23 protein-coding genes are annotated in these 23,114 nt (G+C 33.6%); 16 read left to right on the plus strand and 7 right to left on the minus strand.

All coding sequences use genetic code 11. The features are described 5' to 3' along the window. Positions 1–2: 2 nt before the first annotated feature. The 3 genes from ACFSR1_RS22265 to ACFSR1_RS22275 all read right to left on the minus strand — a co-directional run bounded on the left by ACFSR1_RS22265 (position 3) and on the right by ACFSR1_RS22275 (position 2,962). Positions 3–419: a hypothetical protein gene (locus tag ACFSR1_RS22265; protein ID WP_378295232.1), complete on the minus strand. Its 417-nt coding sequence runs from the start codon at positions 417–419 to the stop codon at positions 3–5. A gap of 222 nt (positions 420–641) precedes the next feature. Further along, entirely contained in the window at positions 642–2,171 is a 1,530-nt protein-coding gene (locus ACFSR1_RS22270) for a CocE/NonD family hydrolase (RefSeq protein ID WP_378295233.1), read from the minus strand. A 260-nt stretch (positions 2,172–2,431) separates the two neighbouring features. Continuing rightward, on the minus strand, positions 2,432–2,962 hold the full coding sequence (locus ACFSR1_RS22275) for a hypothetical protein (protein WP_378295234.1): 531 nt from the start codon (positions 2,960–2,962) through the stop codon (positions 2,432–2,434). A 287-nt stretch (positions 2,963–3,249) separates the two neighbouring features. Here ACFSR1_RS22275 and ACFSR1_RS22280 point away from each other — a divergent pair, with 287 nt between their 5' ends. Then, positions 3,250–4,260 carry a ThuA domain-containing protein gene (locus tag ACFSR1_RS22280; RefSeq protein WP_378295235.1) on the plus strand — a complete coding sequence of 337 codons (1,011 nt, stop codon included), beginning with the start codon at positions 3,250–3,252 and terminating at the stop codon, positions 4,258–4,260. Here the strand turns inward: ACFSR1_RS22280 and ACFSR1_RS22285 are convergent. Both ACFSR1_RS22285 and ACFSR1_RS22290 read right to left on the minus strand, forming a co-directional pair. Next, a complete protein-coding gene (locus ACFSR1_RS22285) occupies positions 4,257–4,802 on the minus strand; it encodes a pyridoxamine 5'-phosphate oxidase family protein (RefSeq protein WP_378295236.1) in 546 nt (181 codons plus the stop codon). The two genes, ACFSR1_RS22280 and ACFSR1_RS22285, sit on opposite strands and share 4 nt — an antisense overlap. 82 nt (positions 4,803–4,884) lie before the next feature. Further along, complete coding sequence (locus ACFSR1_RS22290) at positions 4,885–5,664, minus strand: dienelactone hydrolase family protein (RefSeq protein WP_378295237.1); 780 nt, start codon at positions 5,662–5,664, stop codon at positions 4,885–4,887. A 134-nt stretch (positions 5,665–5,798) separates the two neighbouring features. Here ACFSR1_RS22290 and guaA point away from each other — a divergent pair, with 134 nt between their 5' ends. The 4 genes from guaA (at position 5,799) to ACFSR1_RS22310 (ending at position 10,702) form a co-directional block, all read left to right on the plus strand. Continuing rightward, complete coding sequence (guaA, locus tag ACFSR1_RS22295) at positions 5,799–7,331, plus strand: glutamine-hydrolyzing GMP synthase (RefSeq protein WP_378295238.1); 1,533 nt, start codon at positions 5,799–5,801, stop codon at positions 7,329–7,331. Between the two features lie 60 nt (positions 7,332–7,391). After that, a complete protein-coding gene (locus tag ACFSR1_RS22300; RefSeq protein ID WP_378295239.1) occupies positions 7,392–9,560 on the plus strand; it encodes an amino acid ABC transporter substrate-binding protein in 2,169 nt (722 codons plus the stop codon). 362 nt (positions 9,561–9,922) lie between these two features. Then, a complete protein-coding gene (locus tag ACFSR1_RS22305; protein ID WP_378295240.1) occupies positions 9,923–10,456 on the plus strand; it encodes a DUF922 domain-containing protein in 534 nt (177 codons plus the stop codon). 21 nt (positions 10,457–10,477) lie between these two features. Then, positions 10,478–10,702, plus strand: coding sequence for a DUF3820 family protein (locus ACFSR1_RS22310; protein WP_378295241.1), 225 nt, complete (start codon positions 10,478–10,480; stop codon positions 10,700–10,702). A 1-nt stretch (position 10,703) separates the two neighbouring features. On the opposite strand, the gene ACFSR1_RS22315 is transcribed toward ACFSR1_RS22310, so the two are convergent. Further along, positions 10,704–11,216: an SRPBCC family protein gene (locus ACFSR1_RS22315; protein WP_378295242.1), complete on the minus strand. Its 513-nt coding sequence runs from the start codon at positions 11,214–11,216 to the stop codon at positions 10,704–10,706. Between the two features lie 266 nt (positions 11,217–11,482). On the opposite strand from ACFSR1_RS22315, the gene ACFSR1_RS22320 reads away from it, so the two are divergent. Then, positions 11,483–13,012: an amidohydrolase family protein gene (locus ACFSR1_RS22320; RefSeq protein ID WP_378295433.1), complete on the plus strand. Its 1,530-nt coding sequence runs from the start codon at positions 11,483–11,485 to the stop codon at positions 13,010–13,012. 81 nt (positions 13,013–13,093) lie between these two features. On the opposite strand, the gene lysA is transcribed toward ACFSR1_RS22320, so the two are convergent. Further along, positions 13,094–14,326, minus strand: coding sequence for a diaminopimelate decarboxylase (gene lysA, locus ACFSR1_RS22325; protein WP_378295243.1), 1,233 nt, complete (start codon positions 14,324–14,326; stop codon positions 13,094–13,096). 181 nt (positions 14,327–14,507) lie between these two features. Between lysA and ACFSR1_RS22330 the strand changes: the two genes are divergently transcribed. The 10 genes from ACFSR1_RS22330 (at position 14,508) to ACFSR1_RS22375 (ending at position 22,942) form a co-directional block, all read left to right on the plus strand. Continuing rightward, positions 14,508–15,143: an LON peptidase substrate-binding domain-containing protein gene (locus ACFSR1_RS22330; RefSeq protein ID WP_378295244.1), complete on the plus strand. Its 636-nt coding sequence runs from the start codon at positions 14,508–14,510 to the stop codon at positions 15,141–15,143. A 157-nt stretch (positions 15,144–15,300) separates the two neighbouring features. Beyond that, the gene (gene sucC, locus ACFSR1_RS22335) at positions 15,301–16,494 is read left to right on the plus strand and encodes an ADP-forming succinate--CoA ligase subunit beta (RefSeq protein WP_378295245.1); all 1,194 of its coding nucleotides are present in this window, start codon (positions 15,301–15,303) and stop codon (positions 16,492–16,494) included. Between the two features lie 76 nt (positions 16,495–16,570). Continuing rightward, entirely contained in the window at positions 16,571–17,077 is a 507-nt protein-coding gene (locus ACFSR1_RS22340) for a cupin domain-containing protein (RefSeq protein ID WP_378295246.1), read from the plus strand. A 236-nt stretch (positions 17,078–17,313) separates the two neighbouring features. Next, positions 17,314–17,820 (plus strand): ferritin, encoded by a 507-nt coding sequence (locus ACFSR1_RS22345; RefSeq protein ID WP_378295247.1) that lies wholly within the window; start codon positions 17,314–17,316, stop codon positions 17,818–17,820. 485 nt (positions 17,821–18,305) lie between these two features. Then, the gene (locus tag ACFSR1_RS22350) at positions 18,306–18,746 is read left to right on the plus strand and encodes a thioredoxin family protein (RefSeq protein WP_378295248.1); all 441 of its coding nucleotides are present in this window, start codon (positions 18,306–18,308) and stop codon (positions 18,744–18,746) included. Positions 18,747–18,832: 86 nt separating this feature from the next. After that, entirely contained in the window at positions 18,833–19,729 is an 897-nt protein-coding gene (locus ACFSR1_RS22355) for an FAD:protein FMN transferase (protein WP_378295249.1), read from the plus strand. A gap of 59 nt (positions 19,730–19,788) precedes the next feature. Then, complete coding sequence (locus ACFSR1_RS22360) at positions 19,789–19,998, plus strand: DUF4266 domain-containing protein (RefSeq protein ID WP_378295250.1); 210 nt, start codon at positions 19,789–19,791, stop codon at positions 19,996–19,998. 57 nt (positions 19,999–20,055) lie between these two features. Further along, positions 20,056–21,303, plus strand: a complete 1,248-nt coding sequence (locus ACFSR1_RS22365) for a DUF3570 domain-containing protein (RefSeq protein ID WP_378295251.1) — start codon at positions 20,056–20,058, stop codon at positions 21,301–21,303. A 116-nt stretch (positions 21,304–21,419) separates the two neighbouring features. Then, the gene (locus tag ACFSR1_RS22370; protein WP_378295252.1) at positions 21,420–22,184 is read left to right on the plus strand and encodes a YARHG domain-containing protein; all 765 of its coding nucleotides are present in this window, start codon (positions 21,420–21,422) and stop codon (positions 22,182–22,184) included. Next, positions 22,181–22,942, plus strand: a complete 762-nt coding sequence (locus tag ACFSR1_RS22375; RefSeq protein WP_378295253.1) for a hypothetical protein — start codon at positions 22,181–22,183, stop codon at positions 22,940–22,942. The genes ACFSR1_RS22370 and ACFSR1_RS22375 overlap by 4 nt, the downstream gene beginning before the upstream one ends. The last annotated feature ends 172 nt before the right edge of the window (positions 22,943–23,114 follow it).

The raw sequence follows: 23,114 nt of genomic DNA on the forward strand, positions 1-23,114 counted from the left end.
TTTTAATCTACTTTTTTCATTAAAAATACTAATCCGCTTTCCTCTAGTTCAAATATAATTTTATCATTTTTTTTATTAACTATAATGCTCATAGTTGTATATCGATCGGCTTCATTTCCAATTTGTAGGAGCTGTTTATTCTTATTAAACTTCCATTTGGTGTCAATCATAACTTCTGACATCATCATTTCGAATAGCTCTGTACTTTTGGTAGTAGAGAGTTCGAATACATCATTATCTTTAAAATCAAAGGTTGCCTGTTCGAATGATTGGACAAGAGGTGTTATTTGAGGAACGGGTGGTTGTTTAATTGTCTTTTCTACGTTCCATTTACCAACTAATATAGATTTGTCAGAAATTTGCGCAGATAATGACAATGAAATTGTGATTAGACAGGTTAGGATAATACTTTTTTTCATAGGTTGAGTTAAATTGTTTACAGCGGCTCCGTATATGAAAAGTAGCGCTGAAAATAAGCTGTTACTTTTCGGATGAACACAAGCCAAATTTTTAAATTTTATTATTTATCTTTTTTATTGGAAATCGTCAAATTTAAAAATTTGGCAACTTTCCAAAAATGTCCAAACCTTAGTGTTAGCAATGACTTGAGTTATTTTTATGTACAATGTTACCTGCTGGCTTTATTCCTTTAGTTGTTTCAATCTGTCAATTGCATTTTGATTTTTTGGATTTAATTCCAATGACTTTTTGTAATTCAAAATAGCGTTTGAGTAATCCTTATTATAAAAATATGCCTCGGCTAAACTATCATATAAATTTGCCGATTTTGGATATAAGTGTAAAGCTAAAAGAAGGACGTTATATCCTTGCTCTCTCTTTTCAGGGTTAAAGGACAATCGTAATCCAAAAATATTCAACATTCCTTCTTGAAGTTCAAGATTTGGATATTCAACAATAGTGCTTTTATATAACGGGATTAAATCTTTATAATCCTGTTTATATGCTAAATCATTAAAATCTTTATATGTAAAGTCTTTTTTGATAGCGTTTTTCGTTTGTTTAGAAATCAAACTATCGGGAAATCCGTTTGCAATAGGCTTATTTTCAATGAAATAAATTGCCTCTTCCTCATTTTTTAGTGTCGCATTCAAAAACTGTAAGGTATGTTGGCATAGCAAATTATAGGAAGCCATAATTTTCTCATCACTTTTATCTTGCCTTTTGTCTCTGTTTGCGAATAGGACACCAAAAGAACTAAAATAAGAATGTGTAAGGTCGTGAAATCTATATCTGTGAATATTACTATATTTTAAAGAATCATACAGTTGAAATTTGTAATTCAACTCTTCAGGGATTTTGTCCGTGGTTAGAATTTGAATTGGAATCTCTTTTTGAGCGAAATGGATATAAGGAATCGAAAACCTATCTAAATTAAAATAAGGTGACTTTTCCAAGACAGCATAATTGTATCTTTCTGCTCCATCTAGACTTACAATTGCATTTATATTCTTGTTTTTCATAACAGTTATGGCGTTTGACAATCCACCAAAACTAAATCCCATTAATGCTACTTTTTCCGAATTGATACTTTCGTAGCTATGAATTTCTTTGAGAAGGAACTCCACATCTCTTGACTGCGTTTCCATATCTTTCGTGGTTGCTCCTTCTAACCAACGTGTTTCTGTTCCTCTTGAAGGACTTGATATCACTACGAAACCATTACTTGCTAAATATTCGAAAAGCGCAAAGTTCTCAATTGACGAGGCTTGATAGCTTGATGCATAAACTATAACTGGAAATTTTCCATCTAAAAATGTTGGATTGCGAAATGCATTTACTTTTTCAGAAAGATGAGCTTCGTTTTCTGGTGTATTCGGTAAATGTTGAAACCAATCCATTAAAAAATAGTCTGGTAAGTCCTTCCATTCTTCTTCTTCCTTAAAAATCTCTACATAATCCAAGACTGTTAATGGTTCAGAATTACTATTTTCTATTTTCGCAGGATACCAAATACTTATTGGAATTGGTCTCTTGATGAGTTGGTTGTTAAACTCATTATGAATTCGATAAGTTCTTGTACTATCACTAATTGTATAGTGTTTAAATCCGACTTTATGTTTTTCTGCTTTAAGTCCGATTTCTTTTAAGGATGTTTGTCCGTATGATATTGTTGATATTAATAAGCCTGTAATGAATATTATTAATCGCATTGTTTTTGAATTAGTGTCCATACTAAAGATGCCTTATTTTGATAATTGTTACAGGTCTTTTTTCAGCTTGCAGGTAACGATTAGTATATGGCAAGTAGGGTAGTAGAAAGCGATAAACTTTCGGGTTTGTACTGAGCCAAAACGTTGTATTTTGTTTTTAATTTATTCATTCTTAAAAGCCAAATCAACGATTTGGCGGTGTTGGTAATTAGCACTGAACTTTCCTAAACTACCAAACGCCCTATTTGCTATATACAGTGTTAGCCACTGTGTTTTCCCCAACTTGTATAAAATGTTTCAAGTTCATTAACGATTTCTTTGGTTTTCTTAATTTCTTCACCTTCAGTATCATAAAACTCCCATTTTGAACCTACTTTTTGAATAATTATATCATAACCTCCTCTACAAGAAGTTGGATAATTATAGATCTGGGTTTCATATGTTCCCTTTGCTTTAAATGAACCGTTTTTATAAAAGTAAGTCCAGTTGCCAATCTTGTAACTGTAATGTTGTGTACAAGGTCCGGAAAAGCAGCATTGAACATATTTTTCAATTAGCATTAAGCCTGAACCTTTCAATTCTCCAGTGCTATAATACTCCTTCCAATAACCAAATCTATGTCCTTTGAAATCTCCGTTTTGCACAACTGATCCTATAGCAAAACTACTATCGTGCTTATCATAAATGGTGTCTAGTTTTGTTTCAAAATCTGGAATGTCAAAGGTGTGTTGTCCAAAACTTAACTCAGTCAGGAATATTAGTGATATAATTATGATTATTCTCAAGTTCATTTAATTGTGGCTAACTACCGTATAACAGCAATTGTATTTATTTTTATTTATAACAACTGTTTAATTCTACGGATACGATTATTTTTTTTAAAGAAAGATAAAATTTCCGGGATATAAAAGTGACCACCCAGAAAGTAGATAGTGATTAGCAAACAAGATTATCACATGAGTTCAGGATTTATAACTTCTAATTTTTTGGGGTATCAGGTCTTATTATAAAACTAATTAGAAGAGGCTATAATTTTATAGCAATACCTAACGTTATTGAGTAACAAACTCTTAACATCATGAAAACACAAAACCTCTTAACGACCTTATTTCTATTCTCGCTGTTTAGTTTATCTGCTCAGGATAAGGTATTAGTCTTTACCAAAACCAATGGATTTACGCATCCTTCCATCGGAGCTGGAGTTACCATGATTACCAATCTTGGTAATACCAATGGGCTTTGGACAACGGATCAAACGGATAATGCCAATGACTTTAATGCAAGTAACTTAGCGCAATATAGTGCGGTAATTTGGTGTAATACCAGTGGTAATAATTTATTGAATGCTTCACAACGTCAGGCTTTTGAAGATTTTATAGCTGCGGGAGGTGGTTTTTTAGGTATCCACGCGGCAACAGATACCTACAGAGATCGAAGTTGGCCATTCTACAATGAACTTGTAGGAGGAATTGTTCAGACTAGTCCCAATCATACCAGTAATAATTTTAATGCAGATATGACGGTTGTTAATTCTCATCCGTCTGTGGATTTTCTGGGAACTACCTGGAACAAATCCGAAGAATATTATTATTGGAAAAATAACGGAGGGCAATTATTTCCGGGCAATATAGATCTATTGATGGTAGAGTCGACCGGGTCTAATGATTATGATGAAGCAAGGCCTATTTCCTGGTATAAAGAATATGGAGGTGGTCGATCATTTTATACTGCCTTAGGACACAATTCTAGTGATTATACAAACGATACTGATTTTATAAAACATGTAGAAGAAGGTATAAAATATGTGATTGGTAATACCTTGAGTGTGGGCGGACCCAGTCAACAAATATCTTTTCAGATTAGTCCAAACCCAGTAAGTAGTATCTTCAGGTTTTCTACTTCTGATGTTGTAAAAACAAAATCATTGATGATTTATGACATTAATGGGCAATTGGTTTATGAAGGAGAAATACCCTCTGAAGTTGCTTCGGTAGATATCAACATAGAGAATTTGTCTAATGGATTGTATTTAGGAAGTATTGTATCAGGAAGTCAGAAAAGCAATTTCAAACTTGTGAAAAAGAATTAAGGAACTATATAGGTTCCTTTCCAGTTACCATTTTCTTTTTTAAAGACCACTCGGATATGATTGGGTCTTTTTAATCTTAAGTATTCTATTCGGGCTGGAATAATCTTAATTGCTGAGAAAAAATGTTTTCCTTCTAGATAGTCAACCTCTTTAGGGTCTTGTATTTCTCTTCCTGGAGATAATTCTGTTGTATAGTCTTTTTTGGCTCTTTCAGGGATTTGCTTCCATATTTGTTGTATTACTTTTTCATCTGTAATTATTTCGGCTTTAGCCTTTATCGTGATTTGTAATAATCGCTTCTGATCATAAAATAAAAGGCTTACTCGATTATTCGCTTGGATATTAGCAATTTTTTTAGACCTCTCATCGGTGTATACTATCATATTTAAATCATCGTCCACATCTCTTAGAACGACAGTTCTTAGTCTAGGTATGCTATTGAAATCAGAAGTAGCCAGTGTAAAATACCTAAAAGGATGTGTCTTAGTTTCAATAGCACTTTTTAGGTCGACTATAATGGAAGAAAATATGATATCCGTCATGGCTTGTTACTTTTTTAAGGATTACCTTAAAGTTAATCAATTTATGAATCAACCTCAAAAAGCAGATATTAATATTAAAAATTTACTTAGTTTTCCATACTTCTTTTTCCATCCATGGAATACTTGTTTTTAAAATTTCCTGATATTCACAAGCTTTTACGTGGGTATTTCCTTCGGCTTCTACAAAAGTGATATTACACCCTAATGCTTTGGCTTCGGCAACTCGTTTTCTTACTTTTTTAATAGGAAAGAACTTATCTTCTGTTCCCTGGATTACATAAATTGGGATATTTAATTTTTCTTCTACTTTACAATTAGATCCCATAAGTACCATCCCAGAGAAAATACTTTCATAATCTTTAGCATATTGCCATCCTGCAATAGCTCCGTTGCTATAACCTACCAGTACTATTTTGTTAGGATCTATTGGCCAGTGTTCTTTAGCCAAATCAATAAAATCTAAAATTCTTTTCTCGAGATAATCTAAGGTCCAGGTGCGCCAAGCTCCTGAAGGACTGAATATAAATCCTCCTGCATCTTTTAATCCAGGAGTTACAAGGCAATTGCTAAATTTAGTGTAGTTCTTGCTTCCAACGCCTCCGTGTAAAACGATAAATAAAGGAACCTTTTCTCCGTCTTTAATTTTAGGAATGGTTAAGTCGTATTTCCATTCAGATTCTTTGTCGTTTACTTTTACTGTACTTATTATATTACCGGGAGTTAGAGGAATTTCTTTAAATGACGTTACATTAATGCTACTTTTATAATTATTGGAACCTCTGGTGTCTAATCCACTTTTACAGGAAATCACGGTAAGTATGATATAAAAACATAGCAAATGACTTAAAAATGAAGATTTCATCGTTTTTCTATAAATATACTAAGTAAGTGGTTATTTTTTGGGACAATTAACAAGGTGTTTGTAAAATAATCAACTAAGTTGAAAATTATGTCAGTTAGCATTTCAGGGTTTTCAATTTAATTTTATTTTTGCCTATGCAAAATAACAAGGTACTTATTTTAGACTTCGGGTCACAAGTAACACAACTTATAGGACGCCGAGTGAGAGAACTCAATATTTATTCAGAAATTCATCCGTACAATAAACCTCCAAAAAATATAAGTGATTATAACGCTGTTATTTTATCGGGTAGTCCACTATCAGTGCGTGGTAATGCCGTTGCGCATCCGGATCTATCAGAAATACAGGGTAAAAAACCATTATTAGGTATTTGCTATGGTGCGCAATATTTGGCACATTTTGGTGGTGGACGTGTAGCAGAATCCAATACAAGGGAGTATGGTCGGGCAAATTTGTCATACATAAGTAAAAATGAATTGTTTCAAAATATTTCTGAAGGTTCTCAGGTTTGGATGAGTCATAGTGATACAATTAAAGAATTACCAACTAAGGCAACTCTTCTGGCTAGTACTCAAGATGTAGAAAATGCTGCTTTTAAAATAGAAGGAGAAGAAACCTACGCGATTCAATTTCATCCAGAAGTATACCATTCTAAAGACGGTACACAGCTGTTAGAGAATTTTTTAGTGCATATTGCAGGTATTGCCCAGGATTGGACTCCGGATTCTTTTGTAGAAGAAACAGTAAAAAACTTAAAAGAGCAGTTAGGAAATGATAAAGTAGTCTTAGGCCTTTCTGGCGGGGTAGATTCTACCGTTGCAGCGGTATTGCTAAACAAAGCCATCGGTGATAATCTCCACTGTATATTTGTTAATAATGGATTGCTTCGTAAAAATGAGTTTTCATCCGTATTAACGCAATATGAAGGAATGGGGCTCAACGTAAAAGGAGTAGATGCTTCGGCACGCTTTTTGGATGCTTTGGCAGGAGAAAGTGATCCTGAGGGAAAAAGAAAAATAATTGGTCGCGTATTTATCGAAGTGTTTGATGATGAAGCGCACCAAATTGAAGATGCCAAATGGCTGGCGCAAGGAACTATATATCCGGATGTCATAGAATCAGTTTCGGTTAGTGGAGGTCCATCGGCTACAATAAAATCACATCATAATGTAGGTGGATTACCGGATTTTATGAAATTAAAAGTTGTAGAGCCTTTAAAGATGTTGTTTAAAGATGAAGTAAGAAGGGTAGGAAGATCTATGGGAATCGATCCTGAGTTGTTAGGCAGACATCCTTTTCCAGGACCTGGATTAGCAATTCGTATATTAGGAGACATTACTCCAGAAAAAGTTAGTATTTTGCAGGAGGTTGATGCCATTTTTATTAATGGACTAAAGGATAATGGTCTCTATGATAAAGTTTGGCAGGCGGGAGCAATGTTGTTGCCAGTGCAGAGTGTTGGAGTTATGGGAGATGAAAGGACTTATGAAAAATGTGTAGCTTTAAGAGCTGTAGAGAGTACAGACGGGATGACTGCAGATTGGGTAAATCTACCATATGAGTTTTTGCAAAAAACTTCTAATGAAATAATAAATAAGGTAAAAGGCGTTAATAGAGTAGTATATGACATCAGCTCAAAACCACCGGCGACCATAGAATGGGAATAATATAACAGTGTCATAACGCTTTTGATTCTTTAAGAATCAGATTCATTAAAAATAAATCGAATGAAAAAAGTATTGTTGTTCTTTTTTGTGCTTTTTGTAACCAATTTTGGTTTTGCGCAGCAGTATAAAAGTCACAAAGTTGTTCAAGGAGAAAATGTATATAGAATCGCAAAACGATATAATACAACTCCCGAGGCAATTTATAAAATAAATCCAACTGCAAAAGAAGGAATAAAAGAAGGGCAAATTCTGGCTATACCTGTGATCGATGATCAAGAATATCAAATTCATGTCGTTGTAGAAGATGATACTGTGTATAATTTATCTAAGAAGTATAATACCACGCCAGAGGCGATTTATAATTTAAATCCAGATGCGGTTAACGGTATCAATCTAGGGCAAATTTTACGAGTTGGTAAACTTGATAAAAAAGATCCTAACCCAACAGATACTACCTCAGAAACGGTAAGTGATCCCATTTTGGATAGCATTAAGCCATTGGAAGAGATTCGACAAATTGTTCGATTTAAAACTCATAAAGTACGCAGAAAAGAAACCTTGTATGGTATTGCGCAAAAATATGAAATCACTGTCGATGATATCAAAAAGCATAATAAAAGATTATACTCGGAGCAAATTAGAAAACGTGATAAAATCAGAATTCCTATATATGCCAAAGAGGAAGTTGTAACAATTGAAACTCCTAAAGATACTTTGAGTAGTAGGGTTTCTACAACGACCAAATATGTTGTAAAGCCAAAAGATACAAGATATAGTATTGCCAGAAGACACGGTATAACGGTTGGAGAGTTAAATCAATTAAATCCTGAAATGGATCCTAATTTTCCAATAGGAATGGAAATTATAGTTCCAACCACCATTTTTGTGCCACTTGAAGAAATCATTGAACCAGAATTCGAGTTATATGAAGTTCAGCCAAAAGAAACTATCTATAGTATTCTTAAAAGAACCGAGATTTCTTCTGATTCTTTGTTTAGTATGAATCCGTACCTAAGAGATGGTCTAAAAGCAGGTATGGTCATTACGCTTCCTAAAAGAGGAGAAGTGGATTCATTAGCTATTGATTTTCCGGAAGGTAAATCGCTAAAGTTAGAGAATATGTTGTCTAATTTTAAGACAAAGAAATTAGCAATAATGCTTCCGTTCGGATTAGATACATTAGATCTGAATGCAAGAAAAGAAACTGAGGAATTTTTGAAAAGCAGAAGAGCAAGAGGAACACGAGTTGCTTTGGATTTTTACAAAGGTGTTCAGATGGCGATAGATTCTGCTAAAAGCAAAGGTCTTAGTATCGATCTAACGGTTTTTGATACCCAACGGAATAATAATACAGGTCATATTAAAAAGCTTATTAATGAAAATAGTTTTGACGAAATGGATGCCGTCATCGGACCACTGTATCAGGCTAATGTAGAGGCAGCTGCTGCGGAGTTAAAGAAGTATGAAACTCCGGTCTTTTCACCTATTTCTAACAGAGAATCCAAACTTTATAGTAATTTCTTCCAAACAAGACCGACAGACATAATGCTTCAGGATAAACTGATAGCATATGTAGAAAAAGATTCTACTGAGAAAAACATAGTTATCATTGTACAACAAGGAAAAAAGAAATATGAGGATATAAAGAATAAGTTGGTGGCTAAGTTTCCGAATGCTAAAATAGCGAAGATTGAAGAAGGTAATTATTTATATGAAGTACACCTAAACAAAGTTCTGGCAAAAGATATCCCAAATTGGGTTTTTCTGGAGTCGGATGATGTGGCAATGATTAGTAATGTAACCACACTATTAAATGCAAAAGCCGAAAGTCATAAAATTACTTTGTACACCACCGATAAGGATGATGCATTTGGTGATGATAGTATTAAGAATGAGTATTTATCTAAATTGCATTTACATTATCCATCGATAGATAAGGAATTTGATAATTATGATGAGAACAGTATGACTCCTTTTGTAGAAAGATATAAAAAGGAATATGGTACTATTCCCAGCAAGTATGCGGTGAGAGGCTTTGATATAACCTATGATATTTTAATGAGATTAGGTTCGGCCGATGATTTATATCATGCAGCAACCTTTGAAGGGACAACCGAATACGTTGAAAATAAATTTAATTATGCTAAAAAACTGTTAGGAGGCTATTATAACAAAGCATCCTATATCATTAAATTTGATGATGAACTGAAACTTACAGTGATAGAATAAAATTTATTTCATCAATAATCATTTTTACAGCTGATTTTAAAATCATTTTTTTTATTTTTAGAAGCTGAAATTATTTTGTTTTCTAATGTAAGTGACAAAATAATAACAACTTTGGTAATGATTTGTTGATGTTTCAAAGTCGTGGTATGAAAATTGATATACGATTTAACAACAATTTTTATATATCGAAGTTAATAATAATACGTTGGAAAAAATTGTTTCAATTGGGATAGATATATAATAACTATATCTTAAGATAAATAAACCTATTTTAGTAAAGATTATCAGTACTTAGCCCCGTATTTGATATTTATCTGAAATAGAAAAAACAACAACTTTAGCCGGGCATAATTATTGCAATTATGGGTAAATTTTTTACTATTCTCTTAGTTTTAGTTTTTGCTAATCACGGATATGTAGAGCGTTTTTCTTATGCAGAAAAGAGTAAGTTAGATTGGTCAGATTTTAGAGGAGAACCTAAATGGGACAGTAATTTTGATGCTAGCGTCAATACAGGGATAACTTATCAATGGTCTATAAGTAAAGATTACGGGAAAACTGAATTAAAGTACGAAGTGGACAGCTTTTGTTACCCATCATTATCTTGGGTTAAGAAAGGTCAGTCTACTCAATACCTGCTATTACATGAACAACTTCACTTTGATATTTCAGAATTACACGCAAGGATTATGCGTAAGAAATTGAAAGAATACAAACCAGGAAAGAATGTTCGTAAGGAACTGAATAAAATGTATAAAAGAGTGGAGCGGATGAGAATTAACATGCAGGAGCAATACGATCTAGAAACAGACCACTCTAAAAATAAGGTAAGTCAAAAGACGTGGGAAAAAAAGGTAAAGAACCTAATGTGGTACTACAGAGCATATGCTAAATAGATTTATCTTCTCTACAAATTTATGAATTCGCAATCCCAGAAGGATTTTTTAATAAAACTAGCCAATACCAAAATGCCTTTTGGTAAATATAAAGACAGGTATCTTATTGATCTTCCGGAGCATTATATTGTTTGGTATCATAACAAAGGATTTCCAAAAGGAACACTAGGCCAGCAGATGCAGACCGTTTATGAGCTAAAATTAAATGGTTTGGAATATCTAATAAGAAATATCAGGAAACTTTAGGCTACATATTTACAAATTGATATCCTGCAAGTTCGTGCCCTCGCAGATCAATCTCTTTCTCATTTAATAGGATACCATGTTCTACATAGGCTTTTAAGTTGGTAAGCCAGAAAGTCCATCCATTGCTACAGCCATAATGCAGTTCCAATTTGCTGTTATCATCTTCCGGAATTTCAAATTGTTTTAGTATTACAATAGTAATGTCTTTTTTTTCTTCTAATGTAATCGATACTTTGCAACCACCAAATTGTAACGCTAAATAATCGGACCCATTAGCTTCCAGAATCTCTCCTTCTTCCTTTTCATCCCAGTTGTGCCAATACCAGGTGTACGAATCTCCTTTTTGAAAGGGTTCGGATTGTTTTCTTTTTTTTCCGGTCTTAGAAATATATTCGGCTTCTCTAAGAAACCACGATGTAATTCCTTCTGTGGTTGCCCATAAATGATATAGTTTTTTAGCTGAAGAATGAATATAAATCTTCTTGGTAAATGAATTCCACTGTAGTTTTTTCATGCTACTAAAAATTTGGATTAGTTTCATACTAAATATAAGAAAAATCTGCCTTAAACTTAGTCAGCCAAAAGTGTTAAAAGTCTTATTTTCAAGTTTTTAAATATTATTTATCACGAGTTTGGCTAAACTTTAATTAGGAACTATATAATTCCACTAAGAAATGGGTAACTTTATTTCTGAAGAAATTTTATCAGTTACTTTGTATCATGCAAATCATTTTTTATATGAAAATATGTAAACCATTCATCGCTTTTTTTATTTGTTTTATGGTTCTTCAAACCAAAACCCATTCTCAAAAATTCAGCGAAGGCCCCTTTTCTCAGCTAATTATTAGAGGAGTTACTTTAGTTAATGGTAACGGTGCACCGCCAAGAGGCCCTGTAGATATTGTTGTAGAAAAGAATATCATTAAGAATATAGTAGTGGTAGGTTATCCCGGAGTTGAGATAGATGATACGAAACGACCAAAACTGAAACCGGGAGGTAAAGAGTTAGATGCTCAGGGAATGTATCTTTTGCCCGGCTTTATCGATATGCACGGTCATATTGGAGGAGTTGCCCAAGGAGCTGATTCAGACTATGTGTTTAAATTATGGATGGCTCACGGAATCACAACAGTCAGGGAACCAAGCGGAAGAGGAATCGACTGGACACTGAAGCTTAAAAAAGCTAGCGAAAAAAATGAAATTATCGCTCCCCGTATTTATGCATACACCGGTTTTGGTCAAGGAAGTAAAGATCCTATAAGTACTCCGGAAATGGCCAGAATATGGGTTCGGGAAAATGCAAAAAAAGGATCAGATGGTATAAAGTTTTTTGGTGCCGCTCCAGAAATTATGAAAGCAGCTCTTGATGAGAATAAAAAATTAGGATTAGGTTCTGCTTGTCATCACGCACAAACAGATGTAGCTCGCTGGAACGTCCTTAATTCGGCCAGAGCCGGATTAACAACTATGGAGCACTGGTACGGTTTGCCAGAAGCATTGTTTGAAGATAAAACCATTCAGCATTATCCTTTAGACTATAATTATCAGAATGAACAACATCGGTTTGAAGAAGCCGGAAAGTTATGGAAACAAGCTGCTAAACCATATTCTGATCATTGGAATAAAGTAATGAATGAGCTTTTGGAATTAGACTTTACATTAGACCCTACTTTCAATATTTATGAAGCGAGTAGAGATCTGCAACGAGCACGAAGAGCAGAGTGGCACGAAACCTATACACTACCTTCTTTATGGAAGTTTTATCAGCCAAGTAAAATTTCACACGGATCGTATTGGCACGATTGGGGAACAGAGCAAGAAGTAGTCTGGAAAGAAAATTATAGACTCTGGATGACCTTTATTAATGAATATAAAAATAGAGGAGGGAGAGTTACTACCGGCTCAGATTCTGGATTTATATTTCAGCTATATGGTTTTGCATATATTAGGGAATTAGAGCTTTTAAGAGAATCAGGTTTTCACCCTTTAGAAGTAATCCGAGCGGCTACATTAAATGGAGCTGAAGCTTTAGGAGTTTCGGATGAAATAGGATCAGTAGAAGTTGGTAAGTTGGCAGATTTTGTATTGGTTGATGAAAACCCTCTTAAAAATTTAAAAGTGTTATATGGTACAGGCGCTATTAGGCTCACAGAAGAAAATAAAGTAATAAGAGCAGGTGGAATTAAATATACCATAAAAGATGGTATCATTTATAATGCGAAAGAATTGCTCACAGATGTAAAAAGAATGGTTGATGAAGCTAAAAGTAATGAGGATTACACCATAACTCAACCAGGAATGAAGGAATAAGTTTATAACAAACATTATTAAAAAGAAAAATGCATCAAGTAGTTATATCTTGATGCATTTTTTCTAAACATTATACACTATTTATGAAGCAGGTGCTGTGACTTTAGAAAAAATATCCACATCTACCTGATTTTTAGTAAGATCCTTAAAGGTTTCGTGTTTACGAATCAAATGAGCTTCATTGTTGTGCCAAAGTACCTCTGCTGGGCGAAAACGAGAATTGTAATTACTAGCCATAGAAAAACAATAGGCTCCAGCATTTTTAAAGACTAAAATATCACCTTCTGTAATTTCTGAAATCCTTCTGTTTGTGGCAAAGGTGTCAGTTTCACAGATGTATCCGACGATAGAATAAAAACGTTCTCTACCTTTTGGGTTTGAGATGTTTGTAATATGGTGATAAGAATTATAAAGCATAGGTCTGATCAAATGATTAAATCCACTGTCGATTCCGGCAAAAACCGTCGAAGTAGTTTGTTTTACTACATTTACTTTTGCTAGAAAATAACCGGCTTCACTGACCAGGAATTTTCCCGGTTCAAAACCAAGCGTTAATTCTTTTCCATATTCTTTACAGAAGGTATTGAAACGTTTTGTGAGTTTTTCTCCAAACTCCTCAATATTGGTTTCAATATCTCCTTCTTTATAAGGAACTTTAAAACCACTTCCGAAATCTATAAAATCTAGATTCTTAAAATTTCTGGCAGTTTCAAATAATATTTCACTGGCGTATAGAAACACATCGATATCTAAAATATCACTACCGGTATGCATATGGATTCCGTTGATATTCATCCCCGTATTTTTTACGATTCGTAGTATATGCGGAATCTGATGAATAGAAATACCAAATTTGCTATCAATATGTCCTACAGAAATGTTACTGTTTCCGCCAGCCATAACGTGTGGATTGATTCTAATACAAACAGGTACGTCAGGATGTTTGGTTCCAAATTGTTCTAATATAGATAAGTTATCTATATTTATCTGCACACCCATTTCAGAAACTTTCTCAATTTCTTCTAACGAAACACCATTAGGAGTAAAAATTATATTTCCAGGCTCTACACCTGCAAGCAAGCCTAGTTTAACTTCTTGTATAGATACGGTGTCTAATCCAGCTCCTAACGAATTCATTAGTTTCAATATCGCAAGATTAGACAATGCTTTTACAGCATAGTTCAATTTTACATGTTTCACCTGTTTAAAAGCACTAGTTAGGCGTTCATACTGTGAAACAATTTTTTCGGAGTCATAAACATATACAGGACTCCCAAATTCTTTTGCGATTGCTAATAAATTTGCGTTTTCCATTTTAATTAAAATTAAGCATACGAAATTACTATTTTTACGATAGATTATCTCTAAGAGGCGCGTAATTAGTATAAAATTATCTAAACTTGAAAAAAACAAGCTTCAAATAACGAATTTTCAATTTTTGAACAGATATCGTACAAATAGTCGTCATTTTATTTAGTATTTTTAAAACAAAAACATGTTAGCGCTTTTTCCTTTACAATTGGTAGTGTATCCCGGTGAACGGTTACCACTTCATATCTTCGAAGAAAGGTATCAGCAATTGATTTCGGATTGCGAGAGTGAGGGAATTTCATTTGGTGTGCCTACTTTTATTGATAAAAAACTGGAATATGGTACCGAGGTTACATTACAAAAAGTAGAAAAAAAGTATCCTAATGGTGCTAGTGATGTGGTTTGTATGGGTACAAGAGTTTTTAGAATCAAAAGTTTTTATCCACAAATGCCCGGCAAATTATATGCAGGAGGAGAGGTTGAATATTTAGAAGATAGCGAAAATGGAATAGAAGAGCTTCAAGAAGAATTGTTAAAAAATATTGCCATTCTATATGTAGAACTAACCATCGAAAAACCTCCAATTTTCAATATCCCATTTGTGAGTTATCAGGTGGCTCATAAAGTTGGACTGGCATTACATCAAGAATATCATTTGTTAAAACTGCGCAGCGAACTTGAACGACTTAACTACCTTATAGGCCATCTTAAAATTACGATTCCGGTAGTTAGAGAAATGAACCGTGCCAAAGAAGTGATTAAAATGAATGGGCATTTTAAGAATTTCGATCCATTAGATTTTGAGGATTTTAAACTATAATAAACTCATTATTTAGGTTTTTAATAATTAGCTTCTTTATTTTTTTTAATTATATAACCGCGATTTCGGTATCATTTTTTTTACTACAAAAGATTGGCACAGTAACTTCACTTTTCCTATTTTTGGGACTCCTATTCAAAAGGTTAAAAATAAGACTATGAACTTACACGAATATCAGGGTAAAGAGATATTAAATAGCTTTGGTGTGCGTATCCAGCGCGGTATTGTTGCACAGAATGCAAAAGAAGCAGTGGCTGCTGCAAAACAACTAACTGCTGAGACGGGTACCGGATGGCACGTGATCAAGGCACAAGTACACGCAGGTGGTCGTGGAAAAGGTGGTGGAGTAAAGCTTGCTAAAAATCTTCAGGAAGTAGAAGAAATAGCAGGACAGATCATCGGTATGAATTTGATAACTCCTCAAACATCTGCCGAAGGTAAAAAAGTACATCAGGTATTAGTTGCAGAGGATGTGTATTATCCTGGAGATAGTGAGCCAGATGAATTTTATATGTCTGTATTGCTAAATCGTACTACCGGGCGTAATATGATTATGTATTCTACAGAAGGGGGTATGGATATCGAAACGGTAGCAGAAGAAACTCCTCACTTAATTTTTACAGAAGAAATTGATCCTGCTGTTGGATTATTACCTTTTCAGGCAAGACGTGTTGCTTTTAACCTAGGGTTAAGCGGTACTGCTTTTAAAGAAATGACTAAGTTCGTGATGGCTTTGTATACTGCTTATGTAAAATCAGATTCTTCATTATTTGAGATTAATCCTGTTTTAAAAACCAGTGATGATAAGATCATGGCTGTTGATGCAAAAGTGACTATAGATGACAATGCATTATACCGTCATAAGAATTATGTGGATATGCGGGATATTCGTGAAGAGAATCCTATTGAAGTTGAAGCCAATGAAGTTGGACTTAACTATGTAGACCTTGATGGAAATGTGGGATGTATGGTAAATGGAGCTGGTCTTGCGATGGCAACAATGGATTTAATTAAGCAAGCGGGAGGAGAACCTGCTAACTTCTTAGATGTAGGAGGAACTGCGGATGCTAAACGTGTGGAAGGAGCCTTTAGAATTATTCTTAAAGATCCTAATGTAAAAGCAATACTGATTAATATCTTTGGAGGAATTGTTCGTTGTGATCGAGTAGCTCAAGGTGTTGTAGATGCATATAAAAATATGGGGGATGCTATTAATGTTCCTATCATTGTACGTTTGCAAGGAACGAATGCAGATATCGCTAAAGAATTAATCGATAACAGTGGATTGGATGTGCAAAGTGCTGTACAGTTCCAGGAAGCTGCAGATAAAGTGCAAGCAGTGCTGGCATAATGTCTGAAATAATATAGTAAACTCTGAAGCGATCCATATTTTGGATCGCTTCTTTTTTATATGAAAAACTTATAGTATGAGTAAAGAAGTAGAAGAAATAGTTGCCAGATTACATATGAAACCACATCCAGAAGGTGGTTTTTATAAGGAGACATATAGAAGTGATGGTATAATACCTAAAGCAGTGCTAAAAGAAGGATTCTCTGGAGATCGTAATTATTGTACTGCAATATATTTTCTACTTACTTCAGAAAATTTTTCAGCATTTCATCGTATTAAACAAGATGAGATGTGGCATTTTTACGGAGGAAGTTCGTTATATGTTCATGTGATTACAGCAGAAGGAGAGTATATTAAACACACAGTAGGAATGAACCTGGATCAAGGAGAAACTCCTCAATTGGTAGTTTCTGCGGGTTGTTGGTTTGCATCTAGTGTAAAAGATGTAGAAGGTTATTCCTTTGTAGGATGTACGGTATCACCGGGTTTTGATTTTGAAGATTTTGAGTTGGCCAGTAAGGATGATCTGGTAAGTCAATATCCAGATCATTCTGAGATAATTATGCAATATACCCGCCAATAATTTTATAAAGAAAATACAGTGAGAACCATTTCAGATCTTTTGATTATTAAATAGTCTTATTTTAAATTAGAGTGAAACACTAATCAAAACTATTGAATAGGTTATAAATTATTGTATTTTTAAGTAATTACAATGAAACGGACTACAATAAGATTTTTGATGAATATCGGAGATGATTATTGGCGAGTTGTTTTTTTATATTTAATAATATTACAAATACAAGAAATTAAATAAATATGATACCTGAAATAGAGAAATCATTAAATGAACAAGTACGATATGAGGCTACAGCATCTGCACAATACCTTTCTATGGCATGTTGGGCGGATGTAAATGGCTACAATGGGATCGCTGACTTTTTTTATACACAATCTGAAGAAGAACGTGTCCATATGACTAAACTGGTCAAATTCATTAATGAAAGAAATGGACAGGCAGTAATACCTGCAATCGAAAAACCAAGAGATAATTTTAAGTCATTAAGAGAATTATTTGAAATTTTCTTAGAAAGTGAAGAGTTTGTAACTGCGCAGATCAATAATGTTATTTTTCAATGTTTAGAACATAAAGATTATAACGTTCATAATTTTATGCAGTGGTATGTAGCAGAGCAATTAGAAGAAGAAGCAGTGGCGAGAACATTATTGGATAAATTAAAAATTATTGGCGATGATAAATCAGGTCATTATTTATTTGACAGGGATATCAATACTTTTCAGATAAGTAATTCACAACAGGAGTAGGGTAACTCGTTGTTAATAAGTGACTAAATAAAATTAAAAGATTCTTTTTTTAAGAGCCTTTTTTTTATATTTTTGCGCTTTATTTAGATTCAATAAAAATTAAAGACTAGTGCAGAGCTCCGATATACCCTCTTTATATTCTCCTTGTGCTTCCTTAAATTGTGAGGTTAGTTGTGGAGGAAAAAAGAAAAAATGTTGCAAGAAATACAAGAAAAAAGGTAAATCAAATTGTAAGAGATGCCCTAAATTATAAGAGTATTCCTTTCAATAAATATATAGTTATCACAAAAAAGCGAATATGTCTCGGATATATTCGCTTTTTTGTTTGGTGTACTATTTTTGGATTATCTTTCTTACAGTATTAATTATAAATATTTGGGGTATGATTTTTGTCATATTTGAAGGTGAGTGTTAGTCATACTTTTATTAATGGCTTCTAATACTAATAGTTTATTTTACTAGTTATGATTAGGTATACATATCCTATGAGAAAAATTATTTCTATAATCACTTTAATGTTAATGAGTATGAGTTCATTGACTGCACAAGAGTGGTTAACTAATTTTAATGAAGCTAAAGATATTGCTTCTAATACTAATAAAAATATAGTTCTAGTATTTGCCGGTTCTGATTGGTGCGCACCTTGCATAAAATTAGAAAGACAAATTTTGAATACTGAAAAGTTTCTAAAATATGCAAAAGAGAATTATATTCTGGTGAAAGCAGATTTTCCAAGAAAAAGGAAAAACCAACTACCAGAGAACTTACAAGAACAAAATAAGCAATTGGCAGAAGCTTATAACAAAAGTGGTGGTTTTCCATTGGTAGTAATGCTGGATAAAGAAGGAAAAAAACTTGGAGAAATAGGTTATAAAAAGGTTACTCCTGATGCATATATAGAGATATTAAATAAAATGATCCGATAAGATTGAGATTACAAGTCACATCATTACTACTATTTTTATTCAGTTTTTGTTTCGCACAAAAAACATATAAACGAAGTCTACTTTTAATGGGAAGTGATTTTGATATTACGGTGGTAGCAGAAAACAATGTAACAGCCGATCAGTATATAGATATCGCTGTTAGAGAAATAGAGAGAATTGAAAAACTAATTTCGTCTTGGGATTCGAATTCAGAAACTTCTCTAATTAATAAAAATGCAGGAATACGGCCTGTAAAAGTACATCAAGAGCTTTTTGAATTGATTGAAAGATCTATCCAAATTTCAAAATTAACAGATGGAGCATTCGATATCAGTTACGCTTCTATGGATAGAATATGGAAGTTTGACGGTAGCTTGAAGGAAATGCCAACTGAGGAAGAAATAAAAGCATCTGTCTCTAAAGTTGGGTATGAAAATATTGTGCTTGATAAAGAAAAATCGACTATATTTCTAAAGGTTAAAGGAATGAAGATAGGTTTTGGAGCGATTGGTAAAGGGTATGCTGCGGATAAGGCAAAATTGCTTTTGATAAATAAGGGAGTTGAAGCAGGAATTATAAATGCATCTGGTGATATGAATACGTGGGGCAAGCAACCTGACGGAAGTGACTGGAAAGTAGCTATCACAAATCCGTTGAATAAAAATAATGCTTTTGCTTTACTACCTATTATGAATGGAGCAGTAGTCACTTCTGGTAATTATGAAAAGTATGTAGTTTTTAATAATAAGCGCTACACCCATATTATTGATCCAAGAACCGGATATCCTTCTAGTGGAATAGTAAGTGTAACAGTTTTTGCTCCAAAAGCTGAATTGGCGGACGCGTTGGCAACCTCTATTTTTGTTATGGGGAAAGAAATAGGAATCAATAGAATCAATCAGTTAAGAAGTATAGAATGTATTATTATTGATGAAAATGGAAATATACATACATCGGATAATATAAAGATAGATAATAGGTAGCTAAGGTCATATCATATGAACTGGATTTATGATTGGCTATGAATATAATAAAAAAGCAAATGAAAAAAATAATAATGATGGTTGCTGTATCGGCGTTTTTAGGCTCTTGTGCTACGGTAAAAGAATATGAAAAGGTAACTATTAATGACCCTGATATGCAACTAGCTTCTAAGAAGATCAAACGGTTTGAAACAAATTTTCAAGCGTATAGAGAATCTGCTGCTGGGGCAAACGGTGGTAAAACAGGTGGAGGCTGTGGTTGTAACTAGGACGATCACTTATAGGCATTTAAAGATATAATACCAGATAATAAATTATTTAGGCTTTTGAAAAGAATACCCTTACTACTAGCATTGATCTGTGCGATCACGGTAACCGCTCAGGAAAAACTACAAGATTCTATCTTAACGTATAAGAAAAGAGTTCTTGAATCCACAGAAGTAGATTTCTTAATGAGTTACTATACGCAAGATGGAAATAATGCGGCAGTTACGGGTGGAATAGGTACAGAAGAGTTGACTGATATTACTCCGACAATTGTAGTTTCCATTCCATTAAATGATGACGATGTATTAACGATAGATGCAGGTATATCTGCATATACATCTGCTTCTTCCAGTAATGTGAATCCTTTTGATGGAGATGGACCTGCAGACCCTTTTGTAGCATCGTCGGGAGCATCAGGAAAAGATGTTTTAGCTACTTTTTCAGGTACATATAGTCATAGTAGTGAAGATAGAGATGATATCTGGTCCGCTAACATTTCTTTGGCTAATGAATATGACTATTTCTCTGTGGGTTTTGGAGGGAGTTATACTAAATTATTTAATGAAAAAAATACAGAAGTAAGTGTTAATGCTAATGTTTTCTTAGATACCTGGAACGCCATTTATCCGTCAGAACTAAGAGATAATCCTGACTTTGTCCCTCACTCAGACGAATCCCGTAATTCATATTCTGTAGGATTTGGTTTTTCTCAGATATTGACTAAGAAATTACAGGCTTCATTAGCTTTAGATGTAATACAACAAGAGGGATTACTATCCACTCCTTTTCAAAGAGTACAATTTGCCGACGTTGCAGATGTTGTGGTTCAACAGTTTACATACGGTGATGATATAGAACGATTGCCGGATTCCCGTTTTAAAACAGCTATTGGTGGTAGGTTACATTATTATATAAATGAGATATTTGTAGTGCGTACTTTTTACAGATATTATACGGATGATTGGGGAATCAATTCTCATACTGCAAGTATAGAGATACCAATTAAGATTACAGATAGATTTACGTTATATCCTAGTTATAGATACTATACGCAGACAGCCGCTGACTATTTTGCTCCATTCAATCAACACCTATCCACTCAGGAATTCTACACATCGGATTATGATTTGTCTGATTTTGATGCCAATCAATATGGGTTTGGGGTAAGTTATACAGATATCTTTGCTAATTTTCATATCTGGAAATTTGGGCTCAAAACAATAGATCTTCGATTTAACCAGTATGAACGTAGTACCGGGCTTAGTGCCAGTATCATATCCGGTGGTTTTAATTTTGTAATGGATTAAGAATTTAAAATTATTTCAAAAAAATCTTAAAGCCAGTTACTATTTAAGAATCTTTTTTAGTTTTGTACTACTTCCCAAACACAATTTTTACCAACCTACATACAACTAAATTATTTATGATTAGATATGTAGTTTTCTTTAGTATGTTTTTTTCTTTACTGGTGAATGCACAGGAAAGTGAGTTTGAAACATTACAGATCTTATTTACAGAATCCGGAAAACAGATTCCTGAAGATCTGGCATTAAAATATTTTAACTTTAAATCAACAGAGAGAGCCAATCGCTTGTTAACAGGAAAGGTTATTGTTAAGACAAAAGATTATACGATCCTTTCTACTATATTACAATGTAATTTGGGAGGTAGTTGCCAACAATCTTCGATAACCTCATTTAATAATACTGGAGAAAAAATCGACACTATAGCATATGAAAGAGCGATAGCAGACTGTTCTTTTGATGATAGAAGAGAATCCATTTTTGTGTCAAATGATCTGCTAGTTTTTAAGGAAACCAGAGCAAAAGTAGATTGTTTAGGAGATGGTAAGCAGCTTGGTGTAAAAGTATGGTTAGAGTTTCAACCTGTAAAAGAAAATGGAAGCTTCTCAAAGCCATATACGGATCTAAAAGCAATTGAACGGGATAACTATATTTTCTCACATAGAGTTTTTACAAAAGAAGAGCTTAATAATAAGACCGAAGAAGAATTAGCGGTGATTAAGAATGAGATTTTTGCTGCTCACGGATATGTGTTTACCAAAACGAAATGGCAGGATTACTTCGAATCGAAAACCTGGTACATACCATCAGATACTGATGCCGTTAATAAACTGACCGATATTGAGAAAAAGAATGTGGAAGTTATTCTAAGTATGAAACAATGAAAGCTTTAGTGATATTTATATTCTCGTTTTTTACTACGATATCTTTTAGCCAGACAAAGACGATTCATGTTTTCGTTGCTTTATGTGATAACGTAAACCAGGGTATTGTGCCGGTTCCAGAGCGTATTGGTAATGGTCAAGACCCTAAGAATAATTTGTATTGGGGAGCAGGTTACGGTGTTAAAACTTTTTTTAAAGTTAAAACAAAGGATTGGCAACTTATAAAAAGTATACCTTATAAAAATAAGAATATCTTAGAAAGATTGTTGTTTAGGCACGTAACAAAAGATGTCTATATACTAGCAGATGCTTATGACGGTGCTAAAATCAAAAGTAGTATAGAAGATTTTTTAAAAGCTTCTAATGGTCAGGTGCCTTTGCAGGTAACAGAAAAACAAAAAATATTAGATTTTGGCGGAGGATCAGATTTACTAGCATATGTTGGACACGACGGCTTAATGGATTTTGATGTGAATGTTTCTTATAAAGAATCCGTTACTAAAACAAAAGATGTTATAATTCTGGCTTGTTATAGCAAAAGTTTTTTTTCTCCTGAAATTATAAAAGCAAAAGCAAATCCGGTATTGTGGACTACTCATTTGATGGCGCCAGAAGCCTATACATTAAAAGCTGCTATTGATGGTTGGATGGATGGAGAATCCGGAAAACAAATTGATGAAAGAGCCGCACAAGCTTATCATAAATATCAAAAATGCGGTATCAGGGGAGCAAGAAATTTATTCACAACTGGTTTTTAGATTTTTTGTTATCTATTTTTTTTGTTTTTCTATACACTATAAACCACTTATACAATTCCCTTTTTTCAGGGGACAAATTCATTTTTATTCGTCATATTTTTGAGTACAACAAGGTAGAAGATATTTTTGGAGTTGTACCAATGCTCTTTTTTTGCCTATATTTCTATAATGA

Source organism: Aquimarina rubra (assembly GCF_042684305.1).
Taxonomy (GTDB): domain Bacteria; phylum Bacteroidota; class Bacteroidia; order Flavobacteriales; family Flavobacteriaceae; genus Aquimarina; species Aquimarina rubra.

Excerpts from the sequence above, each read along its gene's own strand:
- ACFSR1_RS22375 (WP_378295253.1), top strand. The coding sequence starts at position 22,181 with ATGAAAGCTTTAGTGATATTTATATTCTCGTTTTTTACTACGATATCT.
- ACFSR1_RS22285 (WP_378295236.1), bottom strand. The coding sequence starts at position 4,802 with ATGACGGATATCATATTTTCTTCCATTATAGTCGACCTAAAAAGTGCT.
- ACFSR1_RS22305 (WP_378295240.1), top strand. The coding sequence starts at position 9,923 with ATGGGTAAATTTTTTACTATTCTCTTAGTTTTAGTTTTTGCTAATCAC.
- lysA (WP_378295243.1), bottom strand. The coding sequence starts at position 14,326 with ATGGAAAACGCAAATTTATTAGCAATCGCAAAAGAATTTGGGAGTCCT.
- ACFSR1_RS22370 (WP_378295252.1), top strand. The coding sequence starts at position 21,420 with ATGATTAGATATGTAGTTTTCTTTAGTATGTTTTTTTCTTTACTGGTG.
- guaA (WP_378295238.1), top strand. The coding sequence starts at position 5,799 with ATGCAAAATAACAAGGTACTTATTTTAGACTTCGGGTCACAAGTAACA.
- ACFSR1_RS22320 (WP_378295433.1), top strand. The coding sequence starts at position 11,483 with ATGGTTCTTCAAACCAAAACCCATTCTCAAAAATTCAGCGAAGGCCCC.
- ACFSR1_RS22330 (WP_378295244.1), top strand. The coding sequence starts at position 14,508 with ATGTTAGCGCTTTTTCCTTTACAATTGGTAGTGTATCCCGGTGAACGG.
- ACFSR1_RS22345 (WP_378295247.1), top strand. The coding sequence starts at position 17,314 with ATGATACCTGAAATAGAGAAATCATTAAATGAACAAGTACGATATGAG.
- ACFSR1_RS22355 (WP_378295249.1), top strand. The coding sequence starts at position 18,833 with ATGGGAAGTGATTTTGATATTACGGTGGTAGCAGAAAACAATGTAACA.
- ACFSR1_RS22270 (WP_378295233.1), bottom strand. The coding sequence starts at position 2,171 with ATGCGATTAATAATATTCATTACAGGCTTATTAATATCAACAATATCA.
- ACFSR1_RS22310 (WP_378295241.1), top strand. The coding sequence starts at position 10,478 with ATGAATTCGCAATCCCAGAAGGATTTTTTAATAAAACTAGCCAATACC.
- ACFSR1_RS22315 (WP_378295242.1), bottom strand. The coding sequence starts at position 11,216 with ATGAAAAAACTACAGTGGAATTCATTTACCAAGAAGATTTATATTCAT.
- ACFSR1_RS22350 (WP_378295248.1), top strand. The coding sequence starts at position 18,306 with ATGAGAAAAATTATTTCTATAATCACTTTAATGTTAATGAGTATGAGT.
- ACFSR1_RS22275 (WP_378295234.1), bottom strand. The coding sequence starts at position 2,962 with ATGAACTTGAGAATAATCATAATTATATCACTAATATTCCTGACTGAG.
- sucC (WP_378295245.1), top strand. The coding sequence starts at position 15,301 with ATGAACTTACACGAATATCAGGGTAAAGAGATATTAAATAGCTTTGGT.
- ACFSR1_RS22280 (WP_378295235.1), top strand. The coding sequence starts at position 3,250 with ATGAAAACACAAAACCTCTTAACGACCTTATTTCTATTCTCGCTGTTT.
- ACFSR1_RS22340 (WP_378295246.1), top strand. The coding sequence starts at position 16,571 with ATGAGTAAAGAAGTAGAAGAAATAGTTGCCAGATTACATATGAAACCA.
- ACFSR1_RS22290 (WP_378295237.1), bottom strand. The coding sequence starts at position 5,664 with ATGAAATCTTCATTTTTAAGTCATTTGCTATGTTTTTATATCATACTT.
- ACFSR1_RS22265 (WP_378295232.1), bottom strand. The coding sequence starts at position 419 with ATGAAAAAAAGTATTATCCTAACCTGTCTAATCACAATTTCATTGTCA.
- ACFSR1_RS22360 (WP_378295250.1), top strand. The coding sequence starts at position 19,789 with ATGAAAAAAATAATAATGATGGTTGCTGTATCGGCGTTTTTAGGCTCT.
- ACFSR1_RS22300 (WP_378295239.1), top strand. The coding sequence starts at position 7,392 with ATGAAAAAAGTATTGTTGTTCTTTTTTGTGCTTTTTGTAACCAATTTT.